The sequence below is a fragment of the Pseudomonas sp. SA233 genome, assembly GCF_054792385.1.
In genome coordinates, this window is sequence record NZ_CP096449.1 from 2,230,235 (window position 1) to 2,255,966 (window position 25,732).

Here is a 25,732-nt window from a genome sequence, read left to right on the forward strand (position 1 = left end):
CAAGCGCATGAGTAGAAACAACATCTGGTACCTGCCTGGGCCGTTCCACCAGTACCAGGAGAACGTCAAGGAGCTGGCCCGGGAACATGGGCTGGTCATTGTCGACGCCAACGTGGCGGAGGGTCGCAAAGGCGCTGCCAAGGACGTTCCCGAGGTAACCATTCGCCCCGAGCTGCAGGCCCTGGCGGTGGTCGTCGAGGCCGGAAATTTGGCCCAGGACGTTGTCGATCGCTTAACTGCTGAGCTGGCTTCCATCGGGGTGATCGTCGAATCGTTCGCCATTCAGAGCCTGGAGCGCCCGGCGGGTGACCTGGGCGAAACCGCATCACGCCTGTTCGAAGTACTGGAAGCAGTGAATGCCGGCATTTCCAGCCTGCAGCGTGAGCGCGACGGCGAAGTGCAGAAGGTCGTAGGCCTGGAGCAGGAGAAGGCTGAGCTGCTGAAGCAGAATGCCGAACTGATCAAGCAGGTCGAGGCCCTCAAGGCAGCGAACGCTGACCCAGATGTCGAAGCGCTCAAGGCCAAGCTCGACGCCGCGAACGTCTCCTACCGCTCCAATGCCTCGAAAGAAGCCCTGCAGAAGCAGGTCGCTGACCTCGACAAGCAGTAATCCCGGGGCTGCGGCCCCAATCATTCAAGCGGAGGCCGGATGGCTACCTACATCACTGTGGCCGACGTAGACGCCATCCTTGGGCCTGACTGGGCAGCTCCAGAGCTGAAGGACGAGGCGGTCTTCGAGGCGAATGCCTATCTGACTGCGCTCAACCTGGTCGGCATCGACATGGACAACATCCCTGACGATGTGAAACAGGCAGGCGCGCGGCTGGCCAAGTGCGCTTCCCAAGGAAAGCTTTACCAGCAGCAGACCGAGGGCTCGCTCGAGGCGAAGACGGTCAAGGCCGGATCGGTATCGACCAGCAAGACCTTCGGCTCGATCGACAAGACCAGCACCGTCGCCCAGCCGGCCTGTGTGCAGCTGGCGTTGGCGCTGCTGACGCCCTGGCGCAGCAATCCGTTCGCCTTTGCTGTGAAAAGGGGATAGCCATGGGCTTGCGCGACGAAATCCAGGCAGACCTGGCCGAGGCCTTCGACGAGGACCTGGCCGATGCGGTATCGACGTTCACCGGCACCTACATGGGGCACGGCGTCTGGGACCCGGTAAACGAGACCACCACGGCCCAGCCAGTGACCTACACCGGGCGCGGCGTGCTCGACAGCTACGACAGCCGGCGCATCGACGGCTTGAACATCCTGGTGGGCGATGTGCTGCTGATCTGCTTGGCCAGCGAGGTCACCGACAAGCCCGCAGTTGGGCACCAGATCACGGCCGCCGACCTGATCACCGGCCTGCCGGTGACATACCGCATCGTCAGCCCAGGTATCGATCCAGCCAAGGCGCACTACGAAATCCAGCTGAGGAAGTGACCATGGCCAAGAACAGAGGCTGGAGCACGCCGCCCAGCATGTTCACCGGGGTAGTGGAGGAGCAGCTGAGCCAGCGCGTTAGGGTTATCGCCATGGCCATGCTCAACGAGATCGTTCTGCGGTCTCCGGTTGATACCGGGCGCTTCCGTGGCAACAACATCGTCAGCGTCGGGGCGCCGGTGTACACCAGCACCGTGAACGTCGACCCAACGGGTGCAGAAACCATCCAGGCCGGTGTTCGAGCAGTCACCGGCCTGGAACCATACACGCAGGTCTTCATCCAGAACAATTTGCCGTATGCAGGACCGCTTGAGGATGGGCACTCCCAGCAGGCGCCCGCCGGTATCTACGGGGTGTCGTTCAACAGCGTATCGCAGGCCTACTCATGACCTTCGAACAGATCAGAGCCATTGTCACTGGCCGCATGGCGCAGTGGGCGGGCATACCCGCATCCGCTGTCGATTACCCGAACAACCCGCAGGGGCCGTTCGATCCGGCCGGCAAACCCATCTGGGCCAGGCTGGCGGACGTTCCAGGCCTTTCCAGCACACCCGAGGTCGGCATCGGCCCATGCGTGCGCCGCACCGGCATCATCATGGTTCAGCTGTTCGCGCCCAGTAACAAGGGCACCCTGGCCATCACCAAGGCCGCCGATACGCTGGTGCAGCACTTCGAGTTCTACAGCGACCCGACCGGGCCGTTCGAATGCCACGCCGCGTCGGCCAGCGCGATCGGCGATGACGGCCACGGCTGGTACCAGGTAAACGTGTCGATCCCATACCGGGCCTACTGAGCCCCTACTTGCACCGCCACATGGCGGTTTTTTTACGCCTATCGATAGGAGATACACCCCATGTCCAGTGGTGCAAAGCGCTCTACCGCGTGGATTCGCGAAGTCACCCCGGGGGTCACCCCGCCAGGCCCGTGGAACGTGCTGACCCGCGTCAGCTTCGGCCTGGTGCCTACCTACAACACCGAAGAGAACAACGAGATCGGCGAGACTCGCATGTCGCAGGGCACTGCCCAGACGACCGTGGATGTCGGTGGCGATATCGAGACCAAGTTCCGCTACGGAGCACTGGACGAGTTCCTGGCCTCCTGCTTCGGTGCGAACTGGTCCGGTAATACCCTGACCATGGGTAACGAGCGCATCTCGTTCTCCATCGCCGCCTATGACGCTGACGTCGGTATCGCTGGCATCGCCCGCGGCGCCCAGGTTGATACGATCAACATCGAGGTCCCGAACGACAACGAGATCAGCGTCACCACCACGTTCATGGCCACTTCGTGGCAGGACAAGGCCGACAACACTTCCTTCATCGTCAGCCCTGCCCCTGAGGCCAAACAGCGGCGCTACGGCTTCAAGGATGTGACCGGGCTGAAGATCAACGGCGTGCAACTGGGTGACGACAACGCGTGCGTTGACACCTTCAACCTGCAGTTCGCCAACAACTCGCAGACCCAGCGATGCATCGGCAACGGCAATCCGTTCGCCGGCAACATCATCCAGACCACCTTCGTGCCGGGCGGATCGATCACCCTGAGCTGGTCCAAGACCGCCTACCAGTACTGGAAGGCGCAGCAGACCGGCGACTCGCTCAGCTTTGAGTTCACCCTGAGCAACGCAGACGGTGGCTACACCTTCCTCATCCCCGAGATGGAAGTCAGCGGCGACTGGCCGGACGGCGGCGCCACCGACATCGTCCAGGTGGAACTGAACTACACCGCCCGCCGCGTGCCGCCGACCATTACTCGCCTGCCGGCGCCCATCGTCGTTGCTGCGGTGGAAGTAACCCCGGCCACCCTGAGCCTGGCGGTAGACGAAACCGCAGACCTCGAAGCCGTGGTCACCCCGGTAGGCGCAAGCCAGCTGGTCACCTGGACCTCTTCGGCCCCGGCGATCGCCAGCGTGAGCGCCACCGGCCTGGTAACCGGCCTGGCTGCCGGTACCGCCACCATCACCGCGACCAGCGCCGCAGACGGCACCAAGACCGACACCTGCGCTGTCACTGTCACCGCTTAAACCTTTGCCCGGCGCGCCCTGCGGTGTGCGTCGGGCCTTTTACCGCAGAGGATTACCATGGGCATCACCATTGCAAAGAAGCCTGAGCTGGACATCAATGGCGAGCGTTGGGTGCACTTCAAGGTCGGCCCGGACGGCCTGGCCATGAAATGCGAGAAGGGTCCGGACACTGCCGCGATCCTGGTCGCGTCCATCGCCAACCCGATCTACAAGTCACACCAGGCCGTGATCCGCCGGCACCTCGCCGCGCTGAACCAGCAGGCCGGGGTGGGCACCGCTGGCTTCACCGTCGACTCCATCCCCGATGTTGAGCTCGAAACCGACGACGACCTGTTCATCGACCTGGCCGCCAAGCATCTGATCAAGGATTGGCAGGGTATCGACGTTGAGGAGCGCCCGGGCGAGCCAGCCAAGTACACCCCGCAGCTGTGCAAGGCACTGATCGAGCAGCTGCCCAGCGTCTACTTCCTGGCCCTGCGCACCGCCTTGGACATCGCCAAGCGCATCGAGGAGCAGGCCCAGGCCACTGCGGAAAAGCAGTAGCGGCATATCGCTGGGGTAGGGACTGGGCCGGGCCTGAGAACGAAAAGAAGCGCTGGAAGCATGAGCGCCTCGGGCTGAAGGCCCAAGAGCCGCCAGAGATCGACGATGTGGTAGCCGAGATCCTTGAAGCCTACGGTCACATCGGTCGGTCCCGGCAGTACGTCGGCATGATCGGCGCGCCTGCGCCAATTGCGCCGTCAGCGATCACCGAATACCTCGACCGCTACCCCTCGGTGATATGCCGCGAAGAGTTCGATGCCGCCATCTTCGCCCTGGACGACGAATTCCGCCGGCGGTGGGATCAGCAACAGGAAGAGGCTCGGGCCGAATCCGAAGGTAAGGGCAGGCGTAAGACGCGTTGATAGGCGCAGAGCTGTGGTAGATTCTGGCCATCTCTTGGAGGAAGCCATGAATCGATTGCTGCTAGTTGCCGCCATTGCCCTGATGCCGACCGGCGCCACCTTTGCAAAGGCGCCTGATCAGTGTGCGAAAATATCGGATCTTGCAGCTGAGGCCATGAAATCTCGGCAGGATGGCGATCTGCTGAAGGATGCCATCAACACGGTGGGAGACGGCAGCAAGTTCTCGGAAGCCATGGTTATGAAGGCTTACCAGGTTCGGGTGTTTGATGACGCCAATGAGCGGGCCACCGCCATTTCCGAATTCCAGAATGCAGCCTACCGAGAGTGCTACGACGCTCACAACTGAACAACGAATCGATAAAGAACCCGCATTGAGCGGGTTTTTTTATGCCCGGAGAATGACATGGCGCAGGAATCCCGCCTGGCGGTAACCATCGACTCGCGGGGCGCCAAGCGCAATGCCGATGACCTGACCAGTTCGCTTGAGCGCATGGAGCGCGCTGGCGATGCTGCAGCGACTTCGGCGGATGGCGTGAGCAGCAGCCTCGATGATCAGCGCAAAGAGCTTTCCCAGTTGCTGGGGCAGATCAACCCCACTGTCGCTGCACTCGGTCGCCTCGACGACATGCAGGAGAAGCTGGCCAAGTTCAAGAAGGCTGGGATTGTCGAGAGTGATACCTTTGTCGAGTACACGCAGCGCATCAACACGATGCGAGATGCCCTGGGGGAAACTGCCGAAGGCATGAACAGGGCGGGCATGTCGGCCAAGGCCTACCAAGCTGCGCTGCGCGGCGTCCCGGCACAGTTCACCGATATCGCAGTGAGCCTCCAGAGTGGGCAGGCTCCGCTGACTGTGCTGTTGCAACAGGGTGGCCAGCTCAAAGACATGTTCGGCGGCATCGGCCCTGCAGCACAGGCGCTCGGCGGGTACATCCTGGGCCTGGTGAACCCATTCACTGTTGCGGCAGCCGCCGCTGGTGCGCTGGCCCTGGCCTACTACAAAGGGTCCGAGCAATCCGACGCCCTGCGCGACAGCCTGATCCTGACCGGAAACTTCTCGAAAGCCTCCGAGGCCCAGTTGATCGGCCTGGCCGAGTCTGCGGACAAGGTGACAGGAACGTTTGGGCAGGCGGCCGGCGCACTGGCGCAACTCACCGCCGCGAGCGTGAACACTACCGGCAACCTGAAGCTCATCACAACGACTGCTGTCGAGATGCAGCGCATCACCGGAAAGGCAGTAGAGGACACGGTCGCCGAGTTCATCAAGCTGGGCAAAGACCCGGTGGCTGGAATCGTCGAACTGGATGAGAAATACCGATTCCTGACCGCGTCGGTGTATGCCCAGATCAAGGCCCTGTCGGATCAGGGTAACGCTGTGGCGGCCGCAGACCTGGCAGAGCGCACCTACGCCGAGGCAATGGGGCAGCGGACGTCCAAGATCCGCGATAACCTGGGCCTGATCGAACGCGGCTGGCTCAACATCAAGGACGCCACCAACGAGGTTCTTGACGCCTTTGCAAGCATCGGCAGGAAGAGCGTCGAGAGCGAAGGCAAGGCCATCACCCAGCTTCAGCAGAAGATTGCCTACCTGCAGAGCACCCTGGACACGGCCTACGAGGACAACGATGCCCGCGATCGCATCGCCAGCCTTCAGGCTGAGCTCAAGCAGCGTCAGGACATCCAGAAGACCAATGCGGCAACCCTGGAAGAGGAAGAGAAGCGGCGCCGAATTCAGGAGGATGGGCGCAAGGGTCTGCAGGACCTGGATGCAACCTACAAAAGCTCGCTCACGCAGACCCAGCGCCTGAACAAGGAGCTGACAGACCTCGACAAAGCGCGCGCTAAAGCCGTAGCTGCAGGGGTGTTCACCGCTGCAGAGGAAGCGAAATACGCTCAGTCGCGCAAGAACATTGAGAAGGAAATCGCCGACATCAAGGAGCGTGAGGCGAAGAAGAACACGCCGAAAGGCGCCAACAAAGGCGTGTCGGAGGCAGAAACCACATTCGCCCGCCTGTACGGCCAGTATGATCCAGCAGCCCAGGCCGCCCGGGCGCTGACCAAGGAGCAGGGTCAACTCGACCTGGCATTGAGCAAGGGCAAGATCACTCAGGAGGAGTACAGCAAGGCTCTGGCCCAGGCGTCGATCAACTACGCCGCCGCCATCAAGGGAGCCAAAGGCCTGACCCAGGCCGAGGAATACCGGGCGCAGCTGCAAAAACAGCTGGACAATGACCGCGCCCAGTACAGCCTGGATGCAGCCAGTGTTGGCATGGGAGACCTGCAAACGCAGCGCATGCAGCAGCGTGTTCAACTCGAGCAGCAGACCAACGATCGTATCCTGCAACTACGCACCGAAATGGCGAACGCCACGACGGAAAAGCAGCGCCAGGACCTGCAGGCGCAGATCGACCTGACGAACGAGTTTCTCCCGCAGCAACTGGCAGCGCTCCAGGCCGGCTGGGCGCAGATGGACCAGGCCATGCTCAACCCGATCAACGGGTGGACGGCTGCAGTGCAGAACTTCGGCAACCAGGCGCGCGACATCGCCGGGCAAACGCAGTCGATCTTCTCCAGCGCATTCAACACCATCTCGACCGATATCACCGACGCGATTATGAGCGGGCAGCTGTCCATGAGCACGCTTGGCGATATCGCTTCGAACGTGGTGCGCGAGATCATCGCGGGCTTCGTGAAGATGGGCGTGCAGATGGCGCTGAATGCGGCGCTGAACGCCACTCTCGGCACTGCAGCAGCCAGCCAGAGCATGATCCTGGCCGGAACCACGGCCGCGGCCTGGGCGCCGGCTGCGGCGTTTGCCTCCCTAGCAACGCTGGGCGCCAACGCCGTGCCGGCCGATGCAGCGCTGACCTCGACCACTGCCCTGGCGTCCAGCCTGGCCGTGATCCCTGGCTTCGCCACCGGTGGCTACGTGTCCGGCGCCGGTACCGGCACCTCCGACAGCATCATGGCCCGCCTGAGCGATGGCGAGTTCGTGGTGAATGCCGCGGCCACCAAGCGCAACCGTGCGCTGCTCGAGGCGATCAACTCGAATGAGCGGGTATCGGCGGCTGGTGGTGGCGGTTCGGTTGTTTCGATTCAATCGTCCGGTAGCACCCAGGCGCCCGTGGTCGCCCAGCCAAACGTCACCGTGAACCTGATCGAAGACCGGTCCCGCGCCGGCACTGTTGATCAGCGCACCGGTGACGACGGCCAGCTGCAGATCGACGCCTTCGTTGCTGACATCTGGGGTGGGGGCGAGCGGGCTCAGGCGATCGAGGCGGCCTACGGGCTTTCGCGCAACCCAACGTAGGTAGATCCCATGACCACCGAAACCGACGAGGCCGACAGCGGGGCGGGCGCAACTGTGCCCGAGCCCGTTGTGCCGCCCGATGAGAAAGAGCTCCTTCTGCAAAGGCGGCTCGCCCGCATCGAGGAAGCTCTGGGACTCAGCCCGCTCACCTAAAACGCAAACCTCAGCTGAGGAACGGCAATGATTCAATACCCGGCAGAATTGCCACTTCCGCTGCAGGATGGCTATGGCTACACCACGGTTGACCCGATGCGCTCGACGCCGATGGTCACCGGTCGCCGCCGGTACCGGAAGGTGCACAGCTATGTCCCGTCTGAACTGACGTTCAACTTCGTGTTTGAAGAGGATGAGGCGGCATTCTTCGAGGCGTGGTATTCGCGAACGCTGAATGATGGGCTGGAGTGGTTCGAAATGCCGCTCCAGCTACCGGCCGGCTTCACCACCTACCAAATTCACTTCATCGGTATCTACGGGAAGGTTGAACTCACTCAGGTCAAGCGCTGGCGCTATTCCATCAGCGCCGAGCTCAAACAGCGCCCGATGATCCCTGAAGGCTGGGAGCAGTTCCCTGAGTACTGGTTCAACAAGAACGTCATCGATGTGGCGGCGAACAGGGAGTGGCCTGAAGCATGAGCCTTATCGAGGAGTGCTACGCCTCGGGCAGGGGCGAGCTGGTGGACACCATCGAAGCCAGGAAGGAGGGCGGCACCGTCTCCCACCTGTACTGCTCAGGCTGGGAAGACCGGGTGTGCACCACCGAGGACGGCCGCACGCTGACCTTCATCGCAATGGCCATGGACCTGGCCCTGCCCAAGAACGACAACAGCGCGTTCCAGAACCTGGTGCTGGGCCTGGACAACGTGACTGGCGAAGTGCAGGAGGTCGTGGAGGAGGCCAAGGCCGCCGACGACCGGTTCATCATCACCTTCCGCCGCTACCTGGCCGAAGACCTGTCGTTCCCGCAAGAGCGGTACCGCATGACGCTGCTCAGCCGGGAATATGAGGACGATGTTGCCAAGCTGACCGCCGGCTTCTTCGACCTGCTCAACACCAACGGTCTCCGCACCATCCTGACCACATCCTTGGCACCAGGCCTGAAGTACATCTGACCATGATCGAAAAATTCATGCGCGCCCCGTATCGCGAGGGTGCACGGGGGCCTATTGCCTTCGATTGCTGGGGGCTGTGCATCGCCGTTCGCCACCAGGTGTTTGGTTTGCCGCTGCTGCCCAGCCTGGGCGCCGTGGGCAAGGACAAGCTCAGGGCCAATACCTCCGCCTATCACGACCTGCGCCAAGGCATGGAGGAGTGCGATCCGGAGCCAGGGGCCATAGCCGCCGTGTTCCGCGGCGCGCTGTGCCTGCATGTCGGCGTGGTGGTGGAAAGCGAAGGGCGCCTGAAGGTGCTGGACACAAACCCCGGCGGCGCCTGCCTCCGGACAACCGGCGAGTTCGAAGCCGCGCATCCAAGGGTGGTTTACTACCGTGACCGTCGAATTCTTCCCGAACAAACTCAGTGACACCGCGCCGCTCGGCACCTGGAAGACCGACCGACGCATGACCATCGAGGAGTGGCTGAAGTCGCAGGCCCCTTCCTACGAGCGCCGGGAAAGCCCGCCGATCAGCGTTGTCCTCAATGATGAGGTGATTGAGCAGCACCTGTGGCACAAGGTGAAGTTCAAGCCGTCTGACCTGCTCCAGATCTACCGCGAGCCGAAAGGCACCGATCCTTTCTCCATCACCTTCGCCCTGTTCAAGGGCGCCAAGGCGGTGCTGAAGGCGTTGATGCCGAAGATGCCTGGCATGCCATCCAGCGCTGGAACCCAGCAGGGCGACCCCCTGATGGACGCCAGCGCCAAGGGCAACAAGGTCAAGCTGGGCGACCCCGTGCGGCAGATTGCCGGGCACCAACGCACCTATGGCTCCTACCTCGCACAGCCGCGTAGCGCGCATGTCGCCCCACGAGACCTGCGCGTGGAGATGCTGCTGTACATCGGTGAAGGCGAGTACGACATCCCGCCGGCCAAGGTAAGGGTTGGCGAAACCCCGCTGATCTCCTTGGGTGCTGACGCTACCTTCACCATCTACCCACCAGGGGCCGACCTGAGCGCCGATCCTGCCCATATCAACTGGTTCAATGCGCCAGAGGTTGGGGCCAGTTCCAGCGGCTCTGCGGGTCTTGAACTGACCGTTGCCACCGACATTACCCGGTCCGCCACGGCCTCGGCGTATCAATTCGCTGGTGAAACTATCAGCGTGCCGGCCGGCTCAGGCCAGTTTCCGGGCGACTGGTCGAACGGCATCATCATCCGCGTGCTCGCTCCGTACACCTATACCGTCATTGACGGCGGCGCCGGGCGCGACATCGTGCGCGGACCGCTGGAGATGCTGAGCCCGACCCCTGGCATGCTCATCGAGGTTGCAGGGGCGAATGCTGGCCTGTACGTCGTGCACAGCTACACGCCATACAGCCCAGCCGTTCCGGCAAACCCTGGGACCGCTTCCATGCTGACCGGGTCTGCTGCGCCGACTCGGTATGACTTCAACGTCACCCCGCTGAGCTTCACCCTGCTCCGCGGTGCGACCAGCTACCCGATCACGCTGAACACTGCCACCACCAACCTGGCCGGCCTGGTTTCTGCACTGAACACGCTTTTCAGCGGAATGCCATTCCAGGCCCAGGTTAGCGGCAGCGTGCTACGCATTGTCGAGCTGACACCTTTCTCCGGCCAGGCCATCACCGCAACTGGAGCGACCACTATCTTGGGCGCCTCGCCAGTTGGCGTCACTGGGACTGCCACCACCAGTGCCATCCCAGAGCAGCCAGCCGAGATGACTCTGGACTACGACGGCGGCTCGCCAGTGGTCGGCTTGGCGCTGGGCCAGGGCCTGGCAACCATTGGCCCGCGCGGGCTTCGGTACCGGATTACGGCCTTCAGCACGAGCCTCCTCGAGGTCGAACGCCTGACCTCGTCAGGGGCTTCCGACACCGGATGGCCAGGCTTCAACGCCATGCAGACGGTAAATGGCCTGATCACACTGGACCCCTCGAACCTGCAGGGTGGCTATCGTGGCCCGGTTGCCTGTTGCCCAGAGGGTGAGAAGGTCACCGAGATCGAGTGGACAGTCACGTTTGCCAATGGATTGTGCGGCATTGGTCGAGAGGGTCAGATCTACGAGGTCACCGCATACCATGTGTTCGAATACCGCGACATGGATGTAGCTGGTGATTGGACTGTCATTGAGAAGGCCCACACAGGCGGCTCTCTTGATGCGCAGGGCTTCACCAACCGAACGACCCCGCCGTATCCCATGCGACCAGAGTGCAGGATTCGTGAGCTGTATGTTGATCGACCTGGTCGCGTCAACGAGGAAGCTCGGGATGACGCGACATGGACAGCGTTGCGCGGCCGCATGCAGAACTCGCCAACGAGCTATCCAGGCCTGACGGTGATGACCTGCAATATCCGTGGAGGCGACCGACTGTCGGCGCAGTCGGAAAGCCAGATCAGTGTCGAGGCTACCCGGGTCCTGCCGCTGATGGAGGGCGGTACCGGGCCAACCCGCGACATCGTGCCCTGGTGCATCTACCAGCTGAAGCAGCGCGGATACACGGACGACGACCTGGACCTGCCTGAGTGGCAGGCCTTCCACGAGACCTGCGTGGCACGGGGCGATACCTACGACGAGACGCTGGACTCGACAATCACCGTGAAGGACATGGTGAACAACGCCCTGGCGTGCGGGTTCGGCGAACTGGTGACGTTCCGGGGCCTGCTACGTCCGGTGCGGGACAGCGCCCGGGCAGCGTTCGATGTCACCTACGGCCCGAAGACGCAGACCTACTCACCACAGAACATGACCAAGATGCTCAAGATCAGCGGCGCCATGCCGTCGATCAACGACTTCGATGGCGTTGATGTGGAGTTCTTCTCGCGCACCACTTGGGCGTGGGAAACGGTCGAGTGCCGCTGGCCTGGTGACCAAGGCATTAAGGTCGAGAAGATCAAGATGCCCGGCATCAGCGACAGGACCAGAGCCTGGCGTATCGGCATGCGCCGCCGTGGCCACCAGAAGTTCAGGACCGACGTTTACACGTGGGAAACCGAGATGGATGGCAGCAACAGCGGCTACCTCAGCTTCGCCGCGGTTGCCGACGACAGGCCGAAGGGATGCCAGAGCGCGATCCTGCTGGCCTTCGATGTGACTGGGGCGGGCACGCTGCTGACTTCGTCCGAGCCGCTGGACTTCAGCGCCGGCGGCGAGCACCGTATTGGCGTGCGCAAGCTGGACGGCACGCTTTCTGGGCCGTGGACCGCCACGCAGGTGGATCAGTACACGGTCCGGGTGGATGCGCTCGACTTTACGCCCGTGGTCGACGGGCCGCTTGAGCCGCCGCACATCCTGTTCGGTCCGGCCGCCCGCTGGGCGTACCCGACCCTGATCACCAGCTCAGACCCTGCAAACGGAAACGTCGCCATGAAGGGCATGCCCTACGACGCCCGCGTTTACACCTATGACGATCAATTCCCGCCGGCCTGACCGGACCCTAATCGAGCATGCCCGCCACTGAGCGGGTTTTTTTATGCCCGGAGAATCTATGCGCTACAACACCGGTAACCCTGTTGGTCCAGATGGGTCGAGCAGTCCGTTCGATCTGCACGATAACTCTGGCGTAATTGATCTGCTGATGAACGGTCCGCTTGGGGAATACCTGAGCCGACTTGGTGTGCCGCTGAGGTCCTGGCGCGGGATCATGCAGCAGGTCACCGACTACCTGATCGCCATGGGGTATGAGTCGGTTTATCTGGTATATGGCGCCGGAGTGGTGGTCGAGCGTCAAACCCAGTTGGTTCAGCGCGATGGCGAGCTCTACAGGGTAACCGATGCATTGGATATCCCGCTGACGCTTACCGGCACCTGGGCAACCGACGCTCCGAAACTTCAAGCTGTAGGGGACGCCGCTCTGCGGCAGGCTCTGGCGTCTTCGACTGGCGCAACCATGGTTCACCGAGGCACCAGCACTGTTGACGCTGACCTGGCGGCGCTTGAGTCAGGGGTTGCACAACTGCAGGAATCCGCAGCTGGGTCGGCTAGAAATTTGGTCTCTCAGTCCAGCAAGTCGTACAACTCAGTGAACTCCAACCTTTACACCCAAAACCCATGGGGTGTTAGGTGCCTCAACATATTCGGTGACTCCATCAGCTTCGGTGCGAACGCAAACATCATTGAGCGTGACAGCTACATCGGCATCCTCAAGAAGATGCTCAATATTGAGCTTGGATCGACCAATATTGGGGTTCTGAGCATTTTGCCTCGGACTTCGAACGAAGGTGGAACGTATGACCAGTACTTCTCCACCTACACTTCGCAGACAGGGACATGGGTATCTGTTGCGGGCGCCGCTGCTGCTCACATTCCGTTTGGGTATGCTCTTGAGTCATCGATACCAGGGAGCTCCCAGTTCTACCGCGCTCCGATCAGCCAGCGGTATGTAAGGCTTTGGTTCGATGGAACTGTCACCGGAGAAATTGAAATCGTAGTGAATGGTGTTGTCGTCCAGACACTGGTCACCAATGGCTCTGGTAGCGGATTTGATCGTAGTGGCGCTCTGGAAATCGGAGCTTTGCAGGCAGCCAATCGGGGCGTTGCACTGTTTATTGTCCGTAACAAGTCTGGGACCATACGGATCACCGGCCTAGAGTTTACCAACGAGACGACGGGCACCAGTTTCAGAGTTCAAAACTTCAGTCGAGACGGTCGGGCCGGAAAATTCGTCGGTCAAGATGTGATCAACCGGGCTTGCACAGGTTGTCATGCCTTCATCTGGGCGCTGGCCACAAACGACATCACCGGCTACGATCCAGCCGCGCAGGCTGCATATGATCAGCGTATAGACTGGATAATCGCTGCGGCCCTTGCCAACCGAACCCGTGTAGTATTTATCGACTGGCTCTATCAGCAGCCTTATACGCACGGTCTGCGCGCCTCCATCCGCCGTGGCGCGGCAAGTATCCCGGGTGCAATCCTAATCGAAGCCGATCAGATATGGACGGTCTCTGGCCTGCCTTACACCGAGGCTGAGCGCAATGGCCGCGGGCTTTCGCTTGGCGTTCATCCAGAGGAACTTGGGCATCAGCTGATGGCTGAGACGCTGGCTCAGCGGCTCGGGCTCACCGTCACCTCTAAGAAGCAGGCGATTCGCCGGGACCCTATGTGGAAGGCTCTGGACATGAGCGCTACGTCCTTGGTCAATACCTCTACAATCCCAGGGAGGTTCACTGGCTATCGAATCTCTGACCGTGCGGTTGAGATTGTGGTGAACCTGACGACGGTTCCAGCCGTTTCTACGGTCTTGGGAACCATTCCAGCTACGGATTTCCCCGCCGACTTCCCTGGCGTTGACGTTAAAACCAATCCCGATCCGACTGGAAAGGCTGGCATCATAACGGTATCGCCCTCCGGCCAGATCTCCTACAAGCCGGATCCGACCATTGTCGGAACCCCCACAATCTGCTCGCTATATGCGACAATTCCCTATCACGACACTTACTCATAATCAGTGATTGTAGGGAAGCATGAAGCGTATAGTTATTGCGATAGGGGCGTCTTTTTTGGCTGCCAGTGCCTGGGGGGCGGAGAAAACTGAAGCTGCGAAGATTGACGGTGCACTGTACATTCGCTCTGATTTCGGTACCAATCGCTTCCTGATACGGAAGATCGATCTCTCTGGCAGCGACGGCGGAAACAACGTCGTTAATTTTGCAGGAGCAAGAATCGTTTCTAATGAGGGTGACGTTCCCTTTAATAGAGGGTACGTCGTCTCTCGTGAAAAGGACGACATCTCTCCTGTCAAGTTCAATGGAACGTTCATTGGTGCAAACCATGGCGCGTTCTTCGGGGTAAAAATTCCGACTACTGAGGCAATTTCTGTAGGCACCGCCTGGAAAGATGGCTCAGGCGCGAATTTCCATGTCGTTTCCGCGGAGAAGGAATCAGTGACTATGATTTCCGACAGCGTAGGCACAAACGGAGAGTGGAAATTCAAGCTGTCGGCTGACGGCGACCTTCATGAGGTTGGTGGAGGTCGTACGCTTTCATCTGCTGGTCAAGCCAGAGCTCAGATCTACCCGTCCGTACGCAGGGTATCGATGTCGGTGAGCTCTGGATTCTTCAGCCCTCTGAATGACAAGTTCAGGAAGGTCTCGAGTGTCAAAATTGGAGAGACCTATGAGGTGTTGAGCCCGTTACCTGGTAACAAGGCCGTAGCTCGTATTTCGGTACAGTACGTCTTGCAGGGTAACGAAACTAAAGTTCAGACCACTGTAAAAGCTCTTGACCAGCTCAACGGCTTCTCAATGGTCGGAACCCAGGCCGGCCCGCTCAACTATCAAAACGCTCAGCTGCTTCAGCGGGTTGATGGCTCGGATGGCCTCAGTCAATGGACTGATATCAGCAAGATTTCAGAGGCATTCCGCGAGAAAAGCCAGGACCTTGTTTCCTCTCAGAAGGTGGGCTGGGGTACCTATAAGTACGGCCAGACCATCCGCGTAGATCGAGTCACGATAAACGGCAAGCCAGTAGAACGCTCAAATCGGATTGATATTTCTGCCGCGCGCAAGCAATACCCAATGGCAGTAGACGGGCTTACCCTCCAGCCAGGAGATGTAGTCAAAGTAAACGCCCATCGACAGTACTGGGCTGGCGACGAGCCACCCACCCAACTCTGAAATAGAGCCCGCCAAGTGCGGGCTTTTTTGTGCCTGGAGAAAACATGGCCAGACTCACCGAAACCCAGGCCGGAGGCGCGAACGTGCTCCGGTTTCTGGACCTGATCGCTTTCTCTGAAGGCACCTCGACCGTCAGGGCGAGCGACGATGGATACAACGTGCTGTACGGCGGCGGCCTGTTTCAGGGCTATGCGGACCACCCGCGACGTAAGGTGACATTCCCCATCAACGGCAAGCCTGTGACCAGCACGGCAGCCGGCCGGTACCAGCTGCTGGAGCGTTATTGGGATGCGTACCGGGTCAGCCTGCGCTTGGCTGGCGGCTTCACGCCGGAGAACCAGGACCGTATCGCCCTGCAGCAGATCCGCGAGCGTCGGGCGCTGGAGGACATTAAGGCAGGCCGCATCGCCGATGCGATCGCCAAGTGCTCGAACATCTGGGCCAGCTTCCCGGGCAACAGCTATGGGCAGAATCCGCACCGCCTGGACAAGCTGCTCGGGCGCTGGGTCGAACTGGGCGGGGTGCTGGCATGACCATCAAAACGATAGGCCGCTGCCTGGGCCAGGCCCATGACGGCTCGCTGTGGTTCTTCTGCAAGGGCTGTGATCAACCGCACAGCGTGAAGATTGGCTCGGGACCAGGTCCGCGCTGGGGCTACAACGAGAATCCCGAGGCCCCGACCTTCACGCCATCGGTCCTGGTTCGATGGGATCAGTGGGAGCCTCCGGCTACCACGCTGGAGGATCGCGAAAAGATCATGCGCGGCGAAATCGTGCAGACCAAGGTCCCCAAGGTCTGCCATTCGTTCGTCACGGACGGCCGCATCCAATACCTCGCGGACTGCACCCACGAACTGGCCGGCCAGACGATAGATCTGCCGGATTGGGAGGCGTCATGGAGCAGCTGGTGAGGCTTGTGCCGACCTGGTGCTGGTGGCTGGCAGCGCTGCTGCTTGTCGCCGCTGGCCAGCAGTATCGCGTCGTGGTCGCCCAGGGTGAAACCGGTGCCGCGCGCGGCGAACTGGCTGACTACCGCCTGCAGGTCGCCGAGCGCGATCGCCGCGCCGCGGCCCAGGCCAGAACCGAAGAACAGCGCCGCCAGTCCTTGGCGGACAAGGAGGGCGAGAGTGCAAGACAACAACTGGAACTGGCCCAAGGCCGCGCCGCTGCTGCTGAGTCTGCTGCTGGCGGGCTGCGCGGGGAAATCGCCCGACTGCGGGGCGGCCACCGAGCTACCTGCGATACCATCGCTGCCCAGCAGCGCCAGGCAGGAACCTCTGCCGTCGTGGTGCTCGGGGGATTGCTTGAAGAGTCTGACCGAATGGCGGGAGACCTCGCGACAGCGCTTGAGCGAAGCCGAATAGCCGGCCTGGCCTGTGAGGCGGTGGTCGACAGGATGAAGTCGACCCGCTGACCGGCAGTTGCCCGGTCAGCCCTTTGATGGATACGATACTGTATCGATATACAGTATTGGTGCAGCATGTACTTTCTCCTCGTTCGCCGCCGCGTGAATGGCGTGGCCATCCCTTCCGATCAGCTCAGGAAGATCCAGCCCCTGCGGGCCGACATCCACATCGGTGACCACCACAGTGAGCCGCTGGGCCGGGTTTCGACCCAGGCCTGGGTTTTCAATCCGTCCCCCGGGCCCGACATCATCCCCCGGCTGCACGACGCCAAGCTCAATGGCATGGCCCAACTCGGGATCAACATCAACGGTGTCGAGGAAATCGATGGCGTGCTGTATGCCCAGTCGTGGTGGTGCCGGGCGGTGGGCGATTATGGCAACTGACCTGCCGGCGGCCTGGCTGGCCGAGTTGAACGACCAGGTCGCCCTGGTGGCTGATCCTGATGGGCGCGCAGCGGTGCTCGATGAGATGGCCTATGCCGCGCGCCGGCGGCAGGAGGTCGATGACGGCGACCTGGTCGACATGCTGGAGATCGTAGAGTCGGCCAGGTTGTGGGCGCTGGACGGCGCCGATCTGTGAGCAGCTATATAAAGGAAGGGAATCGGTCGGCAGAACGCCGGAGAGGGCGCCGGAAATTATCTTGCGCTAAGCGTGAGGGTGTGGGAGCTTCTGGGCCCCAAAAAAATGAGGAGATGTTGATGTCCCCCTTTAGAGCTCTGCTGATCATTCTCGCTGTCGTTGGTGGTATCAGCGCGTACAAGACCCTCACAACCACGCGCGCCCCTATCGACGCAGTCGGTGAGTGCAACAGTATTTCCGATCTCGAGAAGAAGCAGGAATGCCTTGAGGAGAAGACCAAAGACCTGCGGATCCCTTCGGCTGAGAAGTCGTCTTAAGGCCAGTGACTTTTGAAGTGACTTCGCTAGGATGCGTCCGGACGCGTGAGGCTTCGTTGCAGCGAAAGCAGGGCCGGAAATCCTGTGTTATCATGCCTTTAGGTTGGCTTGGCATGCATGGGGTGCAAGGGGTCGAGTGTTCGAATCACTCCGTCCCGACCAAAATACTCCAAGAAAATCCGGTCACTTAACAGTGGCCGGATTTTTTTTGGCCTTGATTTTGAGGGGGGCTAGGATCTGGTCCTATTAATTCATGAGCACGCTCCGTGCCTATAAGCTGCTCGATCTCTCGGCGCTCGTCCTCAGTAACCATGTTTACTGCCACTGTTATATCGCTGCTGAGAACCGGCCCTCACCTAGCGCTCTGGATTCACATCCTTATCTTCTCAGCAGTTCGCGCGTATCGCCGATCCCGTAATCGGGGTCTTGTCGGATAAGAAGTCTGAAATATTTTTTCGTAGAGCATCGATATCTCGGAGTTGGCACTCCCAAATAACGAAAACTTTCCAGCCAGAGTTCTCCAGCTCAGTAATGACGAGTTTGTCACGGTTTTGGTTGGCGATAAACTTAGGGATCCAGAAATTTTTTCTCGTTTTAGGAATCCTAGCAATTCGGCATGTCGTGTCTGGATGTTGATGCCAAAAGCACCCGTGTACAAAAATAATTTTTTTTCTTGATGGAAAAACTATATCTGGCTTGCCTGGTAAGTCTTTTCGATGAAGTCGGTATCGATACCCCATTCCGAAAATTAATTTTCTTACTGCTATCTCTAACTTAGTATCAGCGGAGTGAATTCTGCTCATTCGTTCACTACGTGCGCTCGGGCTTAAAGTATCCATTCGATGATCCCAAGATTATTGGAGCCAAGACCCTACAATTTTAGCATAATATTGTGAGTTCTACTCTGTCAGAAAACTTGTGGTACCGCTTTGATTTCAATGGGCTCGACATTCTGCGGGTTTCGTATGGCTTAACTTTGCGCTCACGACTGTGCTGCTCGGCAGTGGGTGCAGGGGGCGAGGAAAAGTTTTACTTCGCGCAGTGAGAGGCTGCATCTGACTAAAGCACGCAGTTTTTGCTTGAGTTCAATCCCGTGTTTCAGGCTAAGTGCATTCAGCTGCTTGAGCTGTTCAGCAAGCTAAGCATCGAGAGTTTTGAGCTCTACAAGCTTAGACATGTAGTGGTTTCTTTGTTGTTAGTGCAGCTAGGTCTTAGGCTCTGTACGAAATCCCGAGAAACTGAATAGGCGCCCCTCGGAAGCTGAAATTCTGTAGGGTTCCCCGCCATCTACGGAAAGGAATTCTGTGATGGCGAAGCGTTACGAACTCTCGGATGAGGCCAGGATTGTGGTTGCTGATCTCTTCACCGAAACACATGGCCGGGGGCGGCCCCGCCTGAGCGACCGCGTGATGCTCGACGGCGTGCTCTGGGTGCTCTGCTCGGGTGCTGCGTGGCGAGATTTGCCTGAGCGCTTTTGGCCGTGGTCAACGGTGTATCAACGCTTTCGGGGTTGGCGAAACCAGGGGACATTCGATCAGATGCTCAAACGCTTGCACCTGAGATTGAATGAGCAAGGCTTGATCGATTTGCAAACCTGGATGATCGACTCAACAGCTGTACGCGCAACCCGAGCCTCGTCAGGTGCCAGAAAAGTGGGGCTTGACGAGCTTACGGGTCACGCGCTGGGCTGCGGGTGCGGAGGCGTTACACAAAATCCACCTGCACTGCGACGCCAATGGGATACCATTGCGCTTCCTTCTCTCTGGCGGTCAAGCCAGTGACATTAGCTACGCACAACCACTGCTGGACGAAGTCAGCATTCCATCAAGCCAACGTGGCCGCCCGCGCCAACGCTGCCAGTAGCCGCTCGCCGGTAAGGATCACGACGCCAAAACACTGCGCCGTTTCTGCAACCAATATCGAATGAAGCCTGTCATTCCGATGCGCTCAATGAAGCGCAAGCCCAAGCCTGGCTTACCCTGACTGTTTGATCGACCCAAGTATCGACAGCGCAACATCATCGAACGCATGTTTGGCTGGCTGAAAGAGAACCGCCGGATTGTGACACGCTTCGACAAGCTCGCGAAAAGCTATGCCGCCATGGTCTCGCTGGCTTGTTCCATGCGGTGTTTGCGACATCTCTTTTCGTACAGAGCCTAGTACGTCTGACTTGAACAGAGTTGCACCACAGGGAACACATTTGTTAAACCATGGCGGCGAAGTAATTCGCGAGTTTGCCGAAGCGCGTCATCATTCGGCGGTTTTCTTTCAGCCATCCAGGCAAGCACATCGATGATGTTGCACTGTCGATATTTGGGGCGATCAAACAGTCTCGCCAAGTCAGTCTTGGGTTTTCGCTTCATCGAGCGCATCGGAATGACAGGCTGCATTCGATATTGGTTGCAGAAACGGCGCAGTGTTTTAGCGTCGTGATCCTTACCGGCGAGCGGCTACTGGCAGCGTTGGCGCGGGCGGCCACGCTGATTCGATGGAATGCTGAGATCATTCAGTAGTGATTGGGCGTAGGGGGCACTGGCTTGACCGCCAGAGAGAAGGAAGCGCAATGGTATACCATTGGCGTCCCAGTGCAGGTGGATTTTGTGTGACGCCTCCGCACCCGCAGCCCAGCGCGTGACCGGTAAGCTCGTAAAGCCCCACTTTTCTGGCACCTGACGAGGCTCGGGTTGCGCGTACAGCTGTTGAGTCGATCATTCAGGCTGCAAATCAATCAAACTTTGCTCATTCAGCCTCAGGTCAAGCGTTTGAGCACTTAATTGAAGTCGCTGGTTCCGGAACCGTTGATACACCGTTGACCATTCAGGCGGGGCCGCCCCTCCGTCACTGGTTTCGATGATAAGACAGGAGATGACATCTCAGGTCTCCTCCGAGAGTTTGTAACGCTTAGCCGTCACAGAACCCCTCACTGGTAATCGCAGGTGACTCTGCAGAATCTCAATGTCTGTGGCGGAGACTATTGGGTTTGTCGAATCTCCGTACAGGGCCTAGTACCTGATGTAACGAGCAGGCTGTTACGGCGCAGCGGCCTTGATAAGCCCTTAGCAAATGCTTACCGAACCGAGACTGACCGCGTCGGTTCCAACTTTGGGTTGTGCTTGTGGCAAATTGATGGCATATCTGCAGCAGTCGTTAGGAGGGCGGCGTCACGATCGGAGCCGCAACTCCTAGCTGTGAAGCTGAGATTCCGAGGAGCGGTTCTGAAAATGTTGGTCCTTCCAAGTACGCCTTTGCCAGAATCTACGGGATCAGAGCGCAAGGTCCTCTCATTGTTAGGTCGTGTCGAATGGGGCGACAGTTCGGCAAGAGCATTGAGCTCGTTAAATCTTTCAGAGCATGTCTATCAGCGCTGGGGCGAGATCGATTTCCTGCTTGTTGGTACGCGTGGGCTAATTGCCATCGAGGTAAAGGGTGGAAATGTCACGTGTGTCAGAGGCAAGTGGAAGTACGAGGATCGCCTTGGTCGAGTGGTAACCCGGGGAAAGTCTCCCTTGGTTCAAGCTAAGGACGCCTATTTCTCTCTAGTGAAGAATTATGTGGATACACGGTTGGGGAGAGGCTTTGCGTTAGAGGTGCCTGCTGGATTCTGCGTGATCCTTGCGGGAATGGCCCGAAAGGATCTTGGAGCGATTCTTGGCGGGCCTGAGTTTCCTATGGCTCTGGTTGGGACAAGGGATGATCTCGCCAATCCTGCGAGCTTGCAGAGGTTTCTCGAAGGAGTTGCGGATTACTGGCGACTCAAGAACAAGTCTAGGCGTGGACTTAGTGCGGACGAGATATCAAGTCTGGTTGGGCTATTCCGGCCAGAGTTTGAGTTGGTGCGTCCATTGCGGCTTGCTCGGCAAGAAATTGAAGAGCAACTGCTTTCGCTCACAGAGGAGCAATACAGTCTTCTGGATCTTTGGGACGGAGCTGAGAGAGTTTTTTGCTCTTCACCGGCTGGTTGTGGGAAGACGCTTCTTGCCGTGGAAATTCTACGTCGAGCGGTATCAGCTGAAAAAAAAGCCTTGCTACTCGTAGGAAGCCACGCTCTGGCTTCTGCTTTGCGTTTAAAGACGGGACTTGATTGCTATATTTTTTCTATCGGAGAGCTTGAGAGGACCGAAGTTTCGACAAGGCCGTTGGTAGAAGTGTTGCTGATAGATGAAGGACAGCTAATGCTTTCCTCCGAACAGCTTGCGCTGATGGACAGTCTGGTTATCGGCGGGATTGCACATGGCAAGTGGGCATGGTTCGGTGATCCTAGCTTTCAGCAGGCTACTGGTAGTAATCATTTTTCCTCTGCACTTCAGGTTTTTCAAGAAACAGCATCCGTTCGTCCACGACTCACGAAAAATTGCAGAAATACACCGGAGATAATTCTTGCTACGGAACTTGCAGCTGGAGTTCCGTTGGGCCATGCGGTAGTAAAAGGCCGAGGCCTAAGTCCCACGATGCTGGGAATGTCTAGTCGAGAAGGAATTATAGCCGCTGCTGCAAGACAAGTGCGTGCTTGGTTGGAAGAGGATATACCAATTCACACTATAACTTTGCTTGCGGATGAGTCTAATCCAAGTGAGTTAATCAAGTCGCTTTCAGCTAATGCTGGCGTTTTTGCTGCTGAGTGGTCTTCTGGCAACTATGTTGATGGGGTGCTAGCTGTTTCCTCTATAGAGTCATTCAGAGGTCTCGAATCTGGATTTGTTATCATTTGTATCTTTGGGGCTGAGTTAAGTGATGATGATCTTGATCGAATGCTGTACTTAAGTATGACAAGAGGGAATTATGCTTTGTCGATAGTTGCTGACTCGATGACTTTAGCCAGAGTCCACGTACGCATGGCTGATAATGCAGGTCGGAATTTTAAGGAGGCGGTTTGTGGACATTGAAGCTATAAGGGATTCTCGTGCAGGGCTTGTTAACTACATGCGGTCGAGGCTCATTGGTCCCGCAGAAGGAGAGTTCGAAGAGTTCGAAGGCTCCCCTCTCTTGAGATACATGATGGGAATGTTATTCCCCCGTGAGGGGGAGTTAGATTTGGCAGATGATGGCACTGAAGATGTTGGATTGTCTACAGACGACGAGTCTGACCAGACCGTTGGTGCAAGTCATCGTGCAATGCCTTCATCTGTTGGGTTGAGCTTTCTTGTCGCGAAAGGTGGAACCCTTAAGTGCAATGTATCAGCTTCTATATATGAGCGGCTAGAGAGCGAGCGAGGAGCGCGTTCCCGAAGGCGTGGTGAGATGAAATGGCGACGGATCTCTGTTCCTTCTGTGGGCACGGAGATTGTGGACGTCGATCTGGGGCAAAACGCCAGGCCGCTTTCGGTATTGGGTGGGCGGGCCGAGATACACATTCAGTCGAGGCCTTGGCTTGATGGTGCCAATTTATTAACTGTGACGCTAGTTAACTCAATGGAGAAGGGCGGGCATGGGTTTGATCCAGAGAAAGTTCTCTTCCAGATCGCCTTGTCCGTTGACGTGGTGGACGGCGAGTTCTTGCCTTATCCGAGGCCACGCTCAGCTGCGGTAAGTGACCAAGAGGAAGCAGAAGTACGTTATTTGTACAGAAACTCCCCTGTCTATGCGCGTGGACATGGCGCTTCGGCAATGTGGGATGTGCGGTCGGAAGTCAAATGCTCTCACGTTTGGGTGGAGTTCTTGCCAACGGCAGAGGTACGTGCGGCAACGTTTGAAGTTAGGGCGAGCGACTCACTCGATGAGAGGTTTCGAGATATTGAGTTCCTTGCATTCAGCGATGATGTACTAGAAGTGCAGCATGTCCTAACTGGACTTGGCGAAGCGTTTGGAGAGTGGCTGGAGTCCGAGGATATTCTTTGCCGGCAGTTCGATGAGGATGCCGGTTCAGGCTTGGCTGAAAAGTGTCGACTCTGGCAAAGGCGAATTAAAGCAGGAATCGAATCGCTATCGGCGCCAGAAACCTTCGCGGCATTTACATTGGCAAATCGGGCAATGTATTGGCAGATGCTGATGGCGGAACAGGCGCGGGCTGGTGTTGGTACATCAATGACGGGTTCTGTTCCCAGATTAGAACGAGGGAAGGGCTACAAATGGCGCCCGTTCCAGATTGCTTACTTCCTTGGAGTGATTCCATCCCTTCTGGATGGCGACCAAGAAGACCGTGAGGTTGTCGACGTTATCTGGTTCCCTACAGGGGGGGGGAAAACAGAAGCGTACTTGCTTGTTGCGGCATTTGAGCTTATCCGCCGGCGCATAATTTATAAAGATTCGGACACGGCCTCGGCTGTGTTAAGTCGCTATACGCTAAGGATGCTGACTACCCAGCAGTTTCAACGAACCGGAATGCTTGTCTGTGCTTTGGAGCTATTACGTCGCGATATACCGGAGCTTCTATCTAATCGCCCCTTCTCTGTAGGGCTTTGGGTCGGGAGAAGTCTCACTCCAAATAGATTCCAGAAGGCAATGGAGCTTTTTGACGAATGGAGCCCCGCTCCAGAAGGAGTGAAAAATCCATTTCTTCTAGATCGTTGTCCTGCATGTGCAACTCCTATTGTTAATGCGGCCACGAAGGAAGTTGGAGTGGATTGTGGGCCGGCACACTTCCTGTTCAAGTGTTTGAGCTCGAAATGCGACTTTCACGAAAATATTCCAATGCAGATCGTAGATGAGGCGTTGTATAGAGAGCCTCCTTCCATTCTGCTGGGTACTCTAGATAAGTTTGCGGGATTGAGTTGGGATGAACGGCCAAGAGTTTTCTTTGGTGGTATACATGATAATGCGCCTCCCCCTTCGCTCATAATTCAGGATGAATTGCATCTGATATCAGGTCCGTTAGGTTCTATATCTGCCCCCTATGAACTGGCAATTGATTCAATTATAAGGGCGCGAGGTAAAGGTAGAGGTGCAAAAATTATTGCGTCGACAGCAACAATACGAAACTCTCAGGAACAAATTAGGGGCATTTATGGCAGGAAATCCACTGTATTCCCTTCTCCAATCAGGAGTTGGGATGATGCGTTCTTTTTCCGTTTAGAGGATCCATCTCAGGTGCCAGGCCGCCTCTATGTAGGGGCCATGGGGCAGGGGGCAACTACTCCAGTTGTCTCAATGGTATGGGTAACTGCTGCGTTATTGCAGGCGAGTGCGGAGCTCCGGCTTCCAGATGTACTCCGCGATGCGTACTGGACGGTACTGGCATATGTCAATAGTCGGCGTGAGCTCGGTAGGACGATGACTGCTGCTTCGCAGGAAATACCAGATCGAATGAAGGCTATTGCTAGCGTAGAGGACCGTGTGCGTGCGGTAGATAATGTCATGGAACTTAGCTCACAAATGACTACCGATATGGGGGAGGCGATTCGTAATCTAGAGCGCAGAGGGGATAAGTCGCAACCAGCTGTAGACTTTGTTCCATGCACAAGCATTATCTCCGTCGGTGTTGATGTGGATCGACTTGGGTTGATGCTGATAAACGGTCAACCAAAACTTAACTCAGAGTATATTCAGGCTTCGAGCAGGGTTGGTCGCTCTAGATCCGCGCCGGGGGTCGTAATTGCTCTTTATTCTCCTGCTAAACCACGCGACCGATCACATTACGAAGACTTTCTTTCATATCATGAGTCTTTTTATAGGTTTGTCGAGCCCACCAGTGTTACACCTTATGCACCTCCGGCCAGAAAGCGAACCTTGCATGCTGCAGTTATCGCAATGATTAGACATGCGACAAACTATGCTGCAAATGATCAGGCGGGAAGTGTTAAGTTTGATGAGGCAGAAGTGGTAGGGCTTCTAGAGAGTTTTCGAGCGCATGTAAGAATGGCTGACCCTAGTGAGGCAAGCAGGGTGGAATCAGAAATTGATGACATTATTGAAAGGTGGAAGGAGCAAAGTGAGTCTGGAAGGTCAGTGTATTATACGTGCCCCGGTCCGCAGTTCGTGTCAATCTCTGCTTCCCTAATACGGGATTTTGGTGACCCGCCTGCGTTCGGAATGTACGAAGCTATGAGGTCTGTTCGTAACGTGGATCCAGATGTTGAACTTACCCCTGTCGGGAGGCAGTAATA

At 58.0% G+C, this 25,732-nt stretch carries 26 protein-coding genes and 2 pseudogenes; 26 read left to right on the forward strand and 2 right to left on the reverse strand.

All coding sequences use genetic code 11. The features are described from left to right. Nucleotides 1-7 precede the first annotated feature (7 nt). From M1D87_RS10465 to M1D87_RS10575, 23 genes are all read left to right on the forward strand, one after another. Complete coding sequence (locus tag M1D87_RS10465) at nt 8-610, forward strand: hypothetical protein (protein WP_421091635.1); 603 nt, start codon at nt 8-10, stop codon at nt 608-610. Between the two features lie 39 nt (nt 611-649). Continuing rightward, nucleotides 650-1,042, forward strand: a complete 393-nt coding sequence (locus M1D87_RS10470; protein WP_038409532.1) for a hypothetical protein — start codon at nt 650-652, stop codon at nt 1,040-1,042. A 2-nt stretch (nt 1,043-1,044) separates the two neighbouring features. Next, nucleotides 1,045-1,425 (forward strand): glutamate 5-kinase, encoded by a 381-nt coding sequence (locus M1D87_RS10475; RefSeq protein ID WP_421091634.1) that lies wholly within the window; start codon nt 1,045-1,047, stop codon nt 1,423-1,425. 2 nt (nt 1,426-1,427) lie between these two features. Continuing rightward, the gene (locus M1D87_RS10480) at nt 1,428-1,814 is read left to right on the forward strand and encodes an HK97 gp10 family phage protein (RefSeq protein WP_421091633.1); all 387 of its coding nucleotides are present in this window, start codon (nt 1,428-1,430) and stop codon (nt 1,812-1,814) included. Next, nucleotides 1,811-2,218, forward strand: coding sequence for a phage tail terminator-like protein (locus M1D87_RS10485; protein WP_421091632.1), 408 nt, complete (start codon nt 1,811-1,813; stop codon nt 2,216-2,218). Before M1D87_RS10480 ends, M1D87_RS10485 begins: the two co-directional genes overlap by 4 nt. Before the next feature lie 60 nt (nt 2,219-2,278). Next, on the forward strand, nt 2,279-3,448 hold the full coding sequence (locus M1D87_RS10490) for a phage tail tube protein (RefSeq protein ID WP_421091631.1): 1,170 nt from the start codon (nt 2,279-2,281) through the stop codon (nt 3,446-3,448). Nucleotides 3,449-3,505: 57 nt separating this feature from the next. Continuing rightward, on the forward strand, nt 3,506-3,991 hold the full coding sequence (locus M1D87_RS10495; RefSeq protein ID WP_232905812.1) for a hypothetical protein: 486 nt from the start codon (nt 3,506-3,508) through the stop codon (nt 3,989-3,991). Nucleotides 3,992-4,098: 107 nt separating this feature from the next. After that, nucleotides 4,099-4,353: a hypothetical protein gene (locus M1D87_RS10500; protein WP_421091630.1), complete on the forward strand. Its 255-nt coding sequence runs from the start codon at nt 4,099-4,101 to the stop codon at nt 4,351-4,353. A gap of 46 nt (nt 4,354-4,399) precedes the next feature. Beyond that, nucleotides 4,400-4,699 carry a hypothetical protein gene (locus M1D87_RS10505; RefSeq protein ID WP_421091629.1) on the forward strand — a complete coding sequence of 100 codons (300 nt, stop codon included), beginning with the start codon at nt 4,400-4,402 and terminating at the stop codon, nt 4,697-4,699. Nucleotides 4,700-4,756: 57 nt separating this feature from the next. Beyond that, nucleotides 4,757-7,663, forward strand: coding sequence for a phage tail length tape measure family protein (locus M1D87_RS10510; protein WP_421091628.1), 2,907 nt, complete (start codon nt 4,757-4,759; stop codon nt 7,661-7,663). 9 nt (nt 7,664-7,672) lie between these two features. Further along, complete coding sequence (locus tag M1D87_RS10515; protein ID WP_172827503.1) at nt 7,673-7,816, forward strand: hypothetical protein; 144 nt, start codon at nt 7,673-7,675, stop codon at nt 7,814-7,816. A gap of 27 nt (nt 7,817-7,843) precedes the next feature. Further along, nucleotides 7,844-8,296: a transposase gene (locus M1D87_RS10520; protein WP_421091627.1), complete on the forward strand. Its 453-nt coding sequence runs from the start codon at nt 7,844-7,846 to the stop codon at nt 8,294-8,296. Beyond that, nucleotides 8,293-8,772 carry a DUF1833 family protein gene (locus tag M1D87_RS10525; protein WP_015269867.1) on the forward strand — a complete coding sequence of 160 codons (480 nt, stop codon included), beginning with the start codon at nt 8,293-8,295 and terminating at the stop codon, nt 8,770-8,772. The genes M1D87_RS10520 and M1D87_RS10525 overlap by 4 nt, the downstream gene beginning before the upstream one ends. A 2-nt stretch (nt 8,773-8,774) precedes the next feature. After that, nucleotides 8,775-9,182 carry a hypothetical protein gene (locus M1D87_RS10530; RefSeq protein ID WP_421091626.1) on the forward strand — a complete coding sequence of 136 codons (408 nt, stop codon included), beginning with the start codon at nt 8,775-8,777 and terminating at the stop codon, nt 9,180-9,182. Then, a complete protein-coding gene (locus M1D87_RS10535; RefSeq protein ID WP_421091625.1) occupies nt 9,148-12,204 on the forward strand; it encodes a host specificity factor TipJ family phage tail protein in 3,057 nt (1,018 codons plus the stop codon). Before M1D87_RS10530 ends, M1D87_RS10535 begins: the two co-directional genes overlap by 35 nt. A gap of 58 nt (nt 12,205-12,262) precedes the next feature. Next, the gene (locus M1D87_RS10540; RefSeq protein ID WP_421091624.1) at nt 12,263-14,221 is read left to right on the forward strand and encodes a hypothetical protein; all 1,959 of its coding nucleotides are present in this window, start codon (nt 12,263-12,265) and stop codon (nt 14,219-14,221) included. A 19-nt stretch (nt 14,222-14,240) separates the two neighbouring features. Continuing rightward, the gene (locus tag M1D87_RS10545; RefSeq protein ID WP_421091623.1) at nt 14,241-15,392 is read left to right on the forward strand and encodes a hypothetical protein; all 1,152 of its coding nucleotides are present in this window, start codon (nt 14,241-14,243) and stop codon (nt 15,390-15,392) included. A 44-nt stretch (nt 15,393-15,436) separates the two neighbouring features. Continuing rightward, nucleotides 15,437-15,925: a glycoside hydrolase family 24 protein gene (locus M1D87_RS10550; protein WP_421091622.1), complete on the forward strand. Its 489-nt coding sequence runs from the start codon at nt 15,437-15,439 to the stop codon at nt 15,923-15,925. Beyond that, on the forward strand, nt 15,922-16,302 hold the full coding sequence (locus M1D87_RS10555) for a DUF6527 family protein (protein ID WP_421091621.1): 381 nt from the start codon (nt 15,922-15,924) through the stop codon (nt 16,300-16,302). The genes M1D87_RS10550 and M1D87_RS10555 overlap by 4 nt, the downstream gene beginning before the upstream one ends. Then, nucleotides 16,287-16,805 carry a DUF2514 family protein gene (locus M1D87_RS10560; protein WP_421091620.1) on the forward strand — a complete coding sequence of 173 codons (519 nt, stop codon included), beginning with the start codon at nt 16,287-16,289 and terminating at the stop codon, nt 16,803-16,805. Before M1D87_RS10555 ends, M1D87_RS10560 begins: the two co-directional genes overlap by 16 nt. 66 nt (nt 16,806-16,871) lie before the next feature. Beyond that, nucleotides 16,872-17,180: a hypothetical protein gene (locus tag M1D87_RS10565; RefSeq protein WP_039615154.1), complete on the forward strand. Its 309-nt coding sequence runs from the start codon at nt 16,872-16,874 to the stop codon at nt 17,178-17,180. Continuing rightward, the gene (locus M1D87_RS10570; protein ID WP_322492092.1) at nt 17,170-17,376 is read left to right on the forward strand and encodes a hypothetical protein; all 207 of its coding nucleotides are present in this window, start codon (nt 17,170-17,172) and stop codon (nt 17,374-17,376) included. The genes M1D87_RS10565 and M1D87_RS10570 overlap by 11 nt, the downstream gene beginning before the upstream one ends. A gap of 119 nt (nt 17,377-17,495) precedes the next feature. Next, nucleotides 17,496-17,693 (forward strand): hypothetical protein, encoded by a 198-nt coding sequence (locus tag M1D87_RS10575; RefSeq protein ID WP_322492093.1) that lies wholly within the window; start codon nt 17,496-17,498, stop codon nt 17,691-17,693. Nucleotides 17,694-18,079: 386 nt separating this feature from the next. Here M1D87_RS10575 and M1D87_RS10580 read toward each other — a convergent pair whose 3' ends face one another. Continuing rightward, complete coding sequence (locus M1D87_RS10580) at nt 18,080-18,532, reverse strand: very short patch repair endonuclease (protein WP_421091619.1); 453 nt, start codon at nt 18,530-18,532, stop codon at nt 18,080-18,082. A 468-nt stretch (nt 18,533-19,000) separates the two neighbouring features. On the opposite strand from M1D87_RS10580, the pseudogene M1D87_RS10585 reads away from it, so the two are divergent. Further along, nucleotides 19,001-19,853: pseudogene (locus M1D87_RS10585) on the forward strand (IS5 family transposase). A 43-nt stretch (nt 19,854-19,896) separates the two neighbouring features. Here the strand turns inward: M1D87_RS10585 and M1D87_RS10590 are convergent. Then, nucleotides 19,897-20,509: pseudogene (locus M1D87_RS10590) on the reverse strand (transposase family protein); the annotation flags it as partial. A 405-nt stretch (nt 20,510-20,914) separates the two neighbouring features. Between M1D87_RS10590 and M1D87_RS10595 the strand changes: the two are divergent. Both M1D87_RS10595 and M1D87_RS10600 read left to right on the forward strand, forming a co-directional pair. After that, nucleotides 20,915-22,576 (forward strand): NERD domain-containing protein, encoded by a 1,662-nt coding sequence (locus tag M1D87_RS10595; RefSeq protein WP_421091618.1) that lies wholly within the window; start codon nt 20,915-20,917, stop codon nt 22,574-22,576. Beyond that, nucleotides 22,566-25,730: a hypothetical protein gene (locus tag M1D87_RS10600; RefSeq protein ID WP_421091617.1), complete on the forward strand. Its 3,165-nt coding sequence runs from the start codon at nt 22,566-22,568 to the stop codon at nt 25,728-25,730. Before M1D87_RS10595 ends, M1D87_RS10600 begins: the two co-directional genes overlap by 11 nt. Nucleotides 25,731-25,732: the final 2 nt, after the last annotated feature.

What these genes read in the sequence shown, in the direction of transcription:
- M1D87_RS10465 (WP_421091635.1), top strand. Translation starts at nt 8, where the DNA reads ATGAGTAGAAACAACATCTGGTACCTGCCTGGGCCGTTCCACCAGTAC.
- M1D87_RS10470 (WP_038409532.1), top strand. Translation starts at nt 650, where the DNA reads ATGGCTACCTACATCACTGTGGCCGACGTAGACGCCATCCTTGGGCCT.
- M1D87_RS10475 (WP_421091634.1), top strand. Translation starts at nt 1,045, where the DNA reads ATGGGCTTGCGCGACGAAATCCAGGCAGACCTGGCCGAGGCCTTCGAC.
- M1D87_RS10480 (WP_421091633.1), top strand. Translation starts at nt 1,428, where the DNA reads ATGGCCAAGAACAGAGGCTGGAGCACGCCGCCCAGCATGTTCACCGGG.
- M1D87_RS10485 (WP_421091632.1), top strand. Translation starts at nt 1,811, where the DNA reads ATGACCTTCGAACAGATCAGAGCCATTGTCACTGGCCGCATGGCGCAG.
- M1D87_RS10490 (WP_421091631.1), top strand. Translation starts at nt 2,279, where the DNA reads ATGTCCAGTGGTGCAAAGCGCTCTACCGCGTGGATTCGCGAAGTCACC.
- M1D87_RS10495 (WP_232905812.1), top strand. Translation starts at nt 3,506, where the DNA reads ATGGGCATCACCATTGCAAAGAAGCCTGAGCTGGACATCAATGGCGAG.
- M1D87_RS10505 (WP_421091629.1), top strand. Translation starts at nt 4,400, where the DNA reads ATGAATCGATTGCTGCTAGTTGCCGCCATTGCCCTGATGCCGACCGGC.
- M1D87_RS10510 (WP_421091628.1), top strand. Translation starts at nt 4,757, where the DNA reads ATGGCGCAGGAATCCCGCCTGGCGGTAACCATCGACTCGCGGGGCGCC.
- M1D87_RS10515 (WP_172827503.1), top strand. Translation starts at nt 7,673, where the DNA reads ATGACCACCGAAACCGACGAGGCCGACAGCGGGGCGGGCGCAACTGTG.
- M1D87_RS10520 (WP_421091627.1), top strand. Translation starts at nt 7,844, where the DNA reads ATGATTCAATACCCGGCAGAATTGCCACTTCCGCTGCAGGATGGCTAT.
- M1D87_RS10525 (WP_015269867.1), top strand. Translation starts at nt 8,293, where the DNA reads ATGAGCCTTATCGAGGAGTGCTACGCCTCGGGCAGGGGCGAGCTGGTG.
- M1D87_RS10530 (WP_421091626.1), top strand. Translation starts at nt 8,775, where the DNA reads ATGATCGAAAAATTCATGCGCGCCCCGTATCGCGAGGGTGCACGGGGG.
- M1D87_RS10540 (WP_421091624.1), top strand. Translation starts at nt 12,263, where the DNA reads ATGCGCTACAACACCGGTAACCCTGTTGGTCCAGATGGGTCGAGCAGT.
- M1D87_RS10545 (WP_421091623.1), top strand. Translation starts at nt 14,241, where the DNA reads ATGAAGCGTATAGTTATTGCGATAGGGGCGTCTTTTTTGGCTGCCAGT.
- M1D87_RS10550 (WP_421091622.1), top strand. Translation starts at nt 15,437, where the DNA reads ATGGCCAGACTCACCGAAACCCAGGCCGGAGGCGCGAACGTGCTCCGG.
- M1D87_RS10555 (WP_421091621.1), top strand. Translation starts at nt 15,922, where the DNA reads ATGACCATCAAAACGATAGGCCGCTGCCTGGGCCAGGCCCATGACGGC.
- M1D87_RS10560 (WP_421091620.1), top strand. Translation starts at nt 16,287, where the DNA reads ATGGAGCAGCTGGTGAGGCTTGTGCCGACCTGGTGCTGGTGGCTGGCA.
- M1D87_RS10565 (WP_039615154.1), top strand. Translation starts at nt 16,872, where the DNA reads ATGTACTTTCTCCTCGTTCGCCGCCGCGTGAATGGCGTGGCCATCCCT.
- M1D87_RS10570 (WP_322492092.1), top strand. Translation starts at nt 17,170, where the DNA reads ATGGCAACTGACCTGCCGGCGGCCTGGCTGGCCGAGTTGAACGACCAG.
- M1D87_RS10575 (WP_322492093.1), top strand. Translation starts at nt 17,496, where the DNA reads ATGTCCCCCTTTAGAGCTCTGCTGATCATTCTCGCTGTCGTTGGTGGT.
- M1D87_RS10580 (WP_421091619.1), bottom strand. Translation starts at nt 18,532, where the DNA reads ATGGATACTTTAAGCCCGAGCGCACGTAGTGAACGAATGAGCAGAATT.
- M1D87_RS10595 (WP_421091618.1), top strand. Translation starts at nt 20,915, where the DNA reads ATGTTGGTCCTTCCAAGTACGCCTTTGCCAGAATCTACGGGATCAGAG.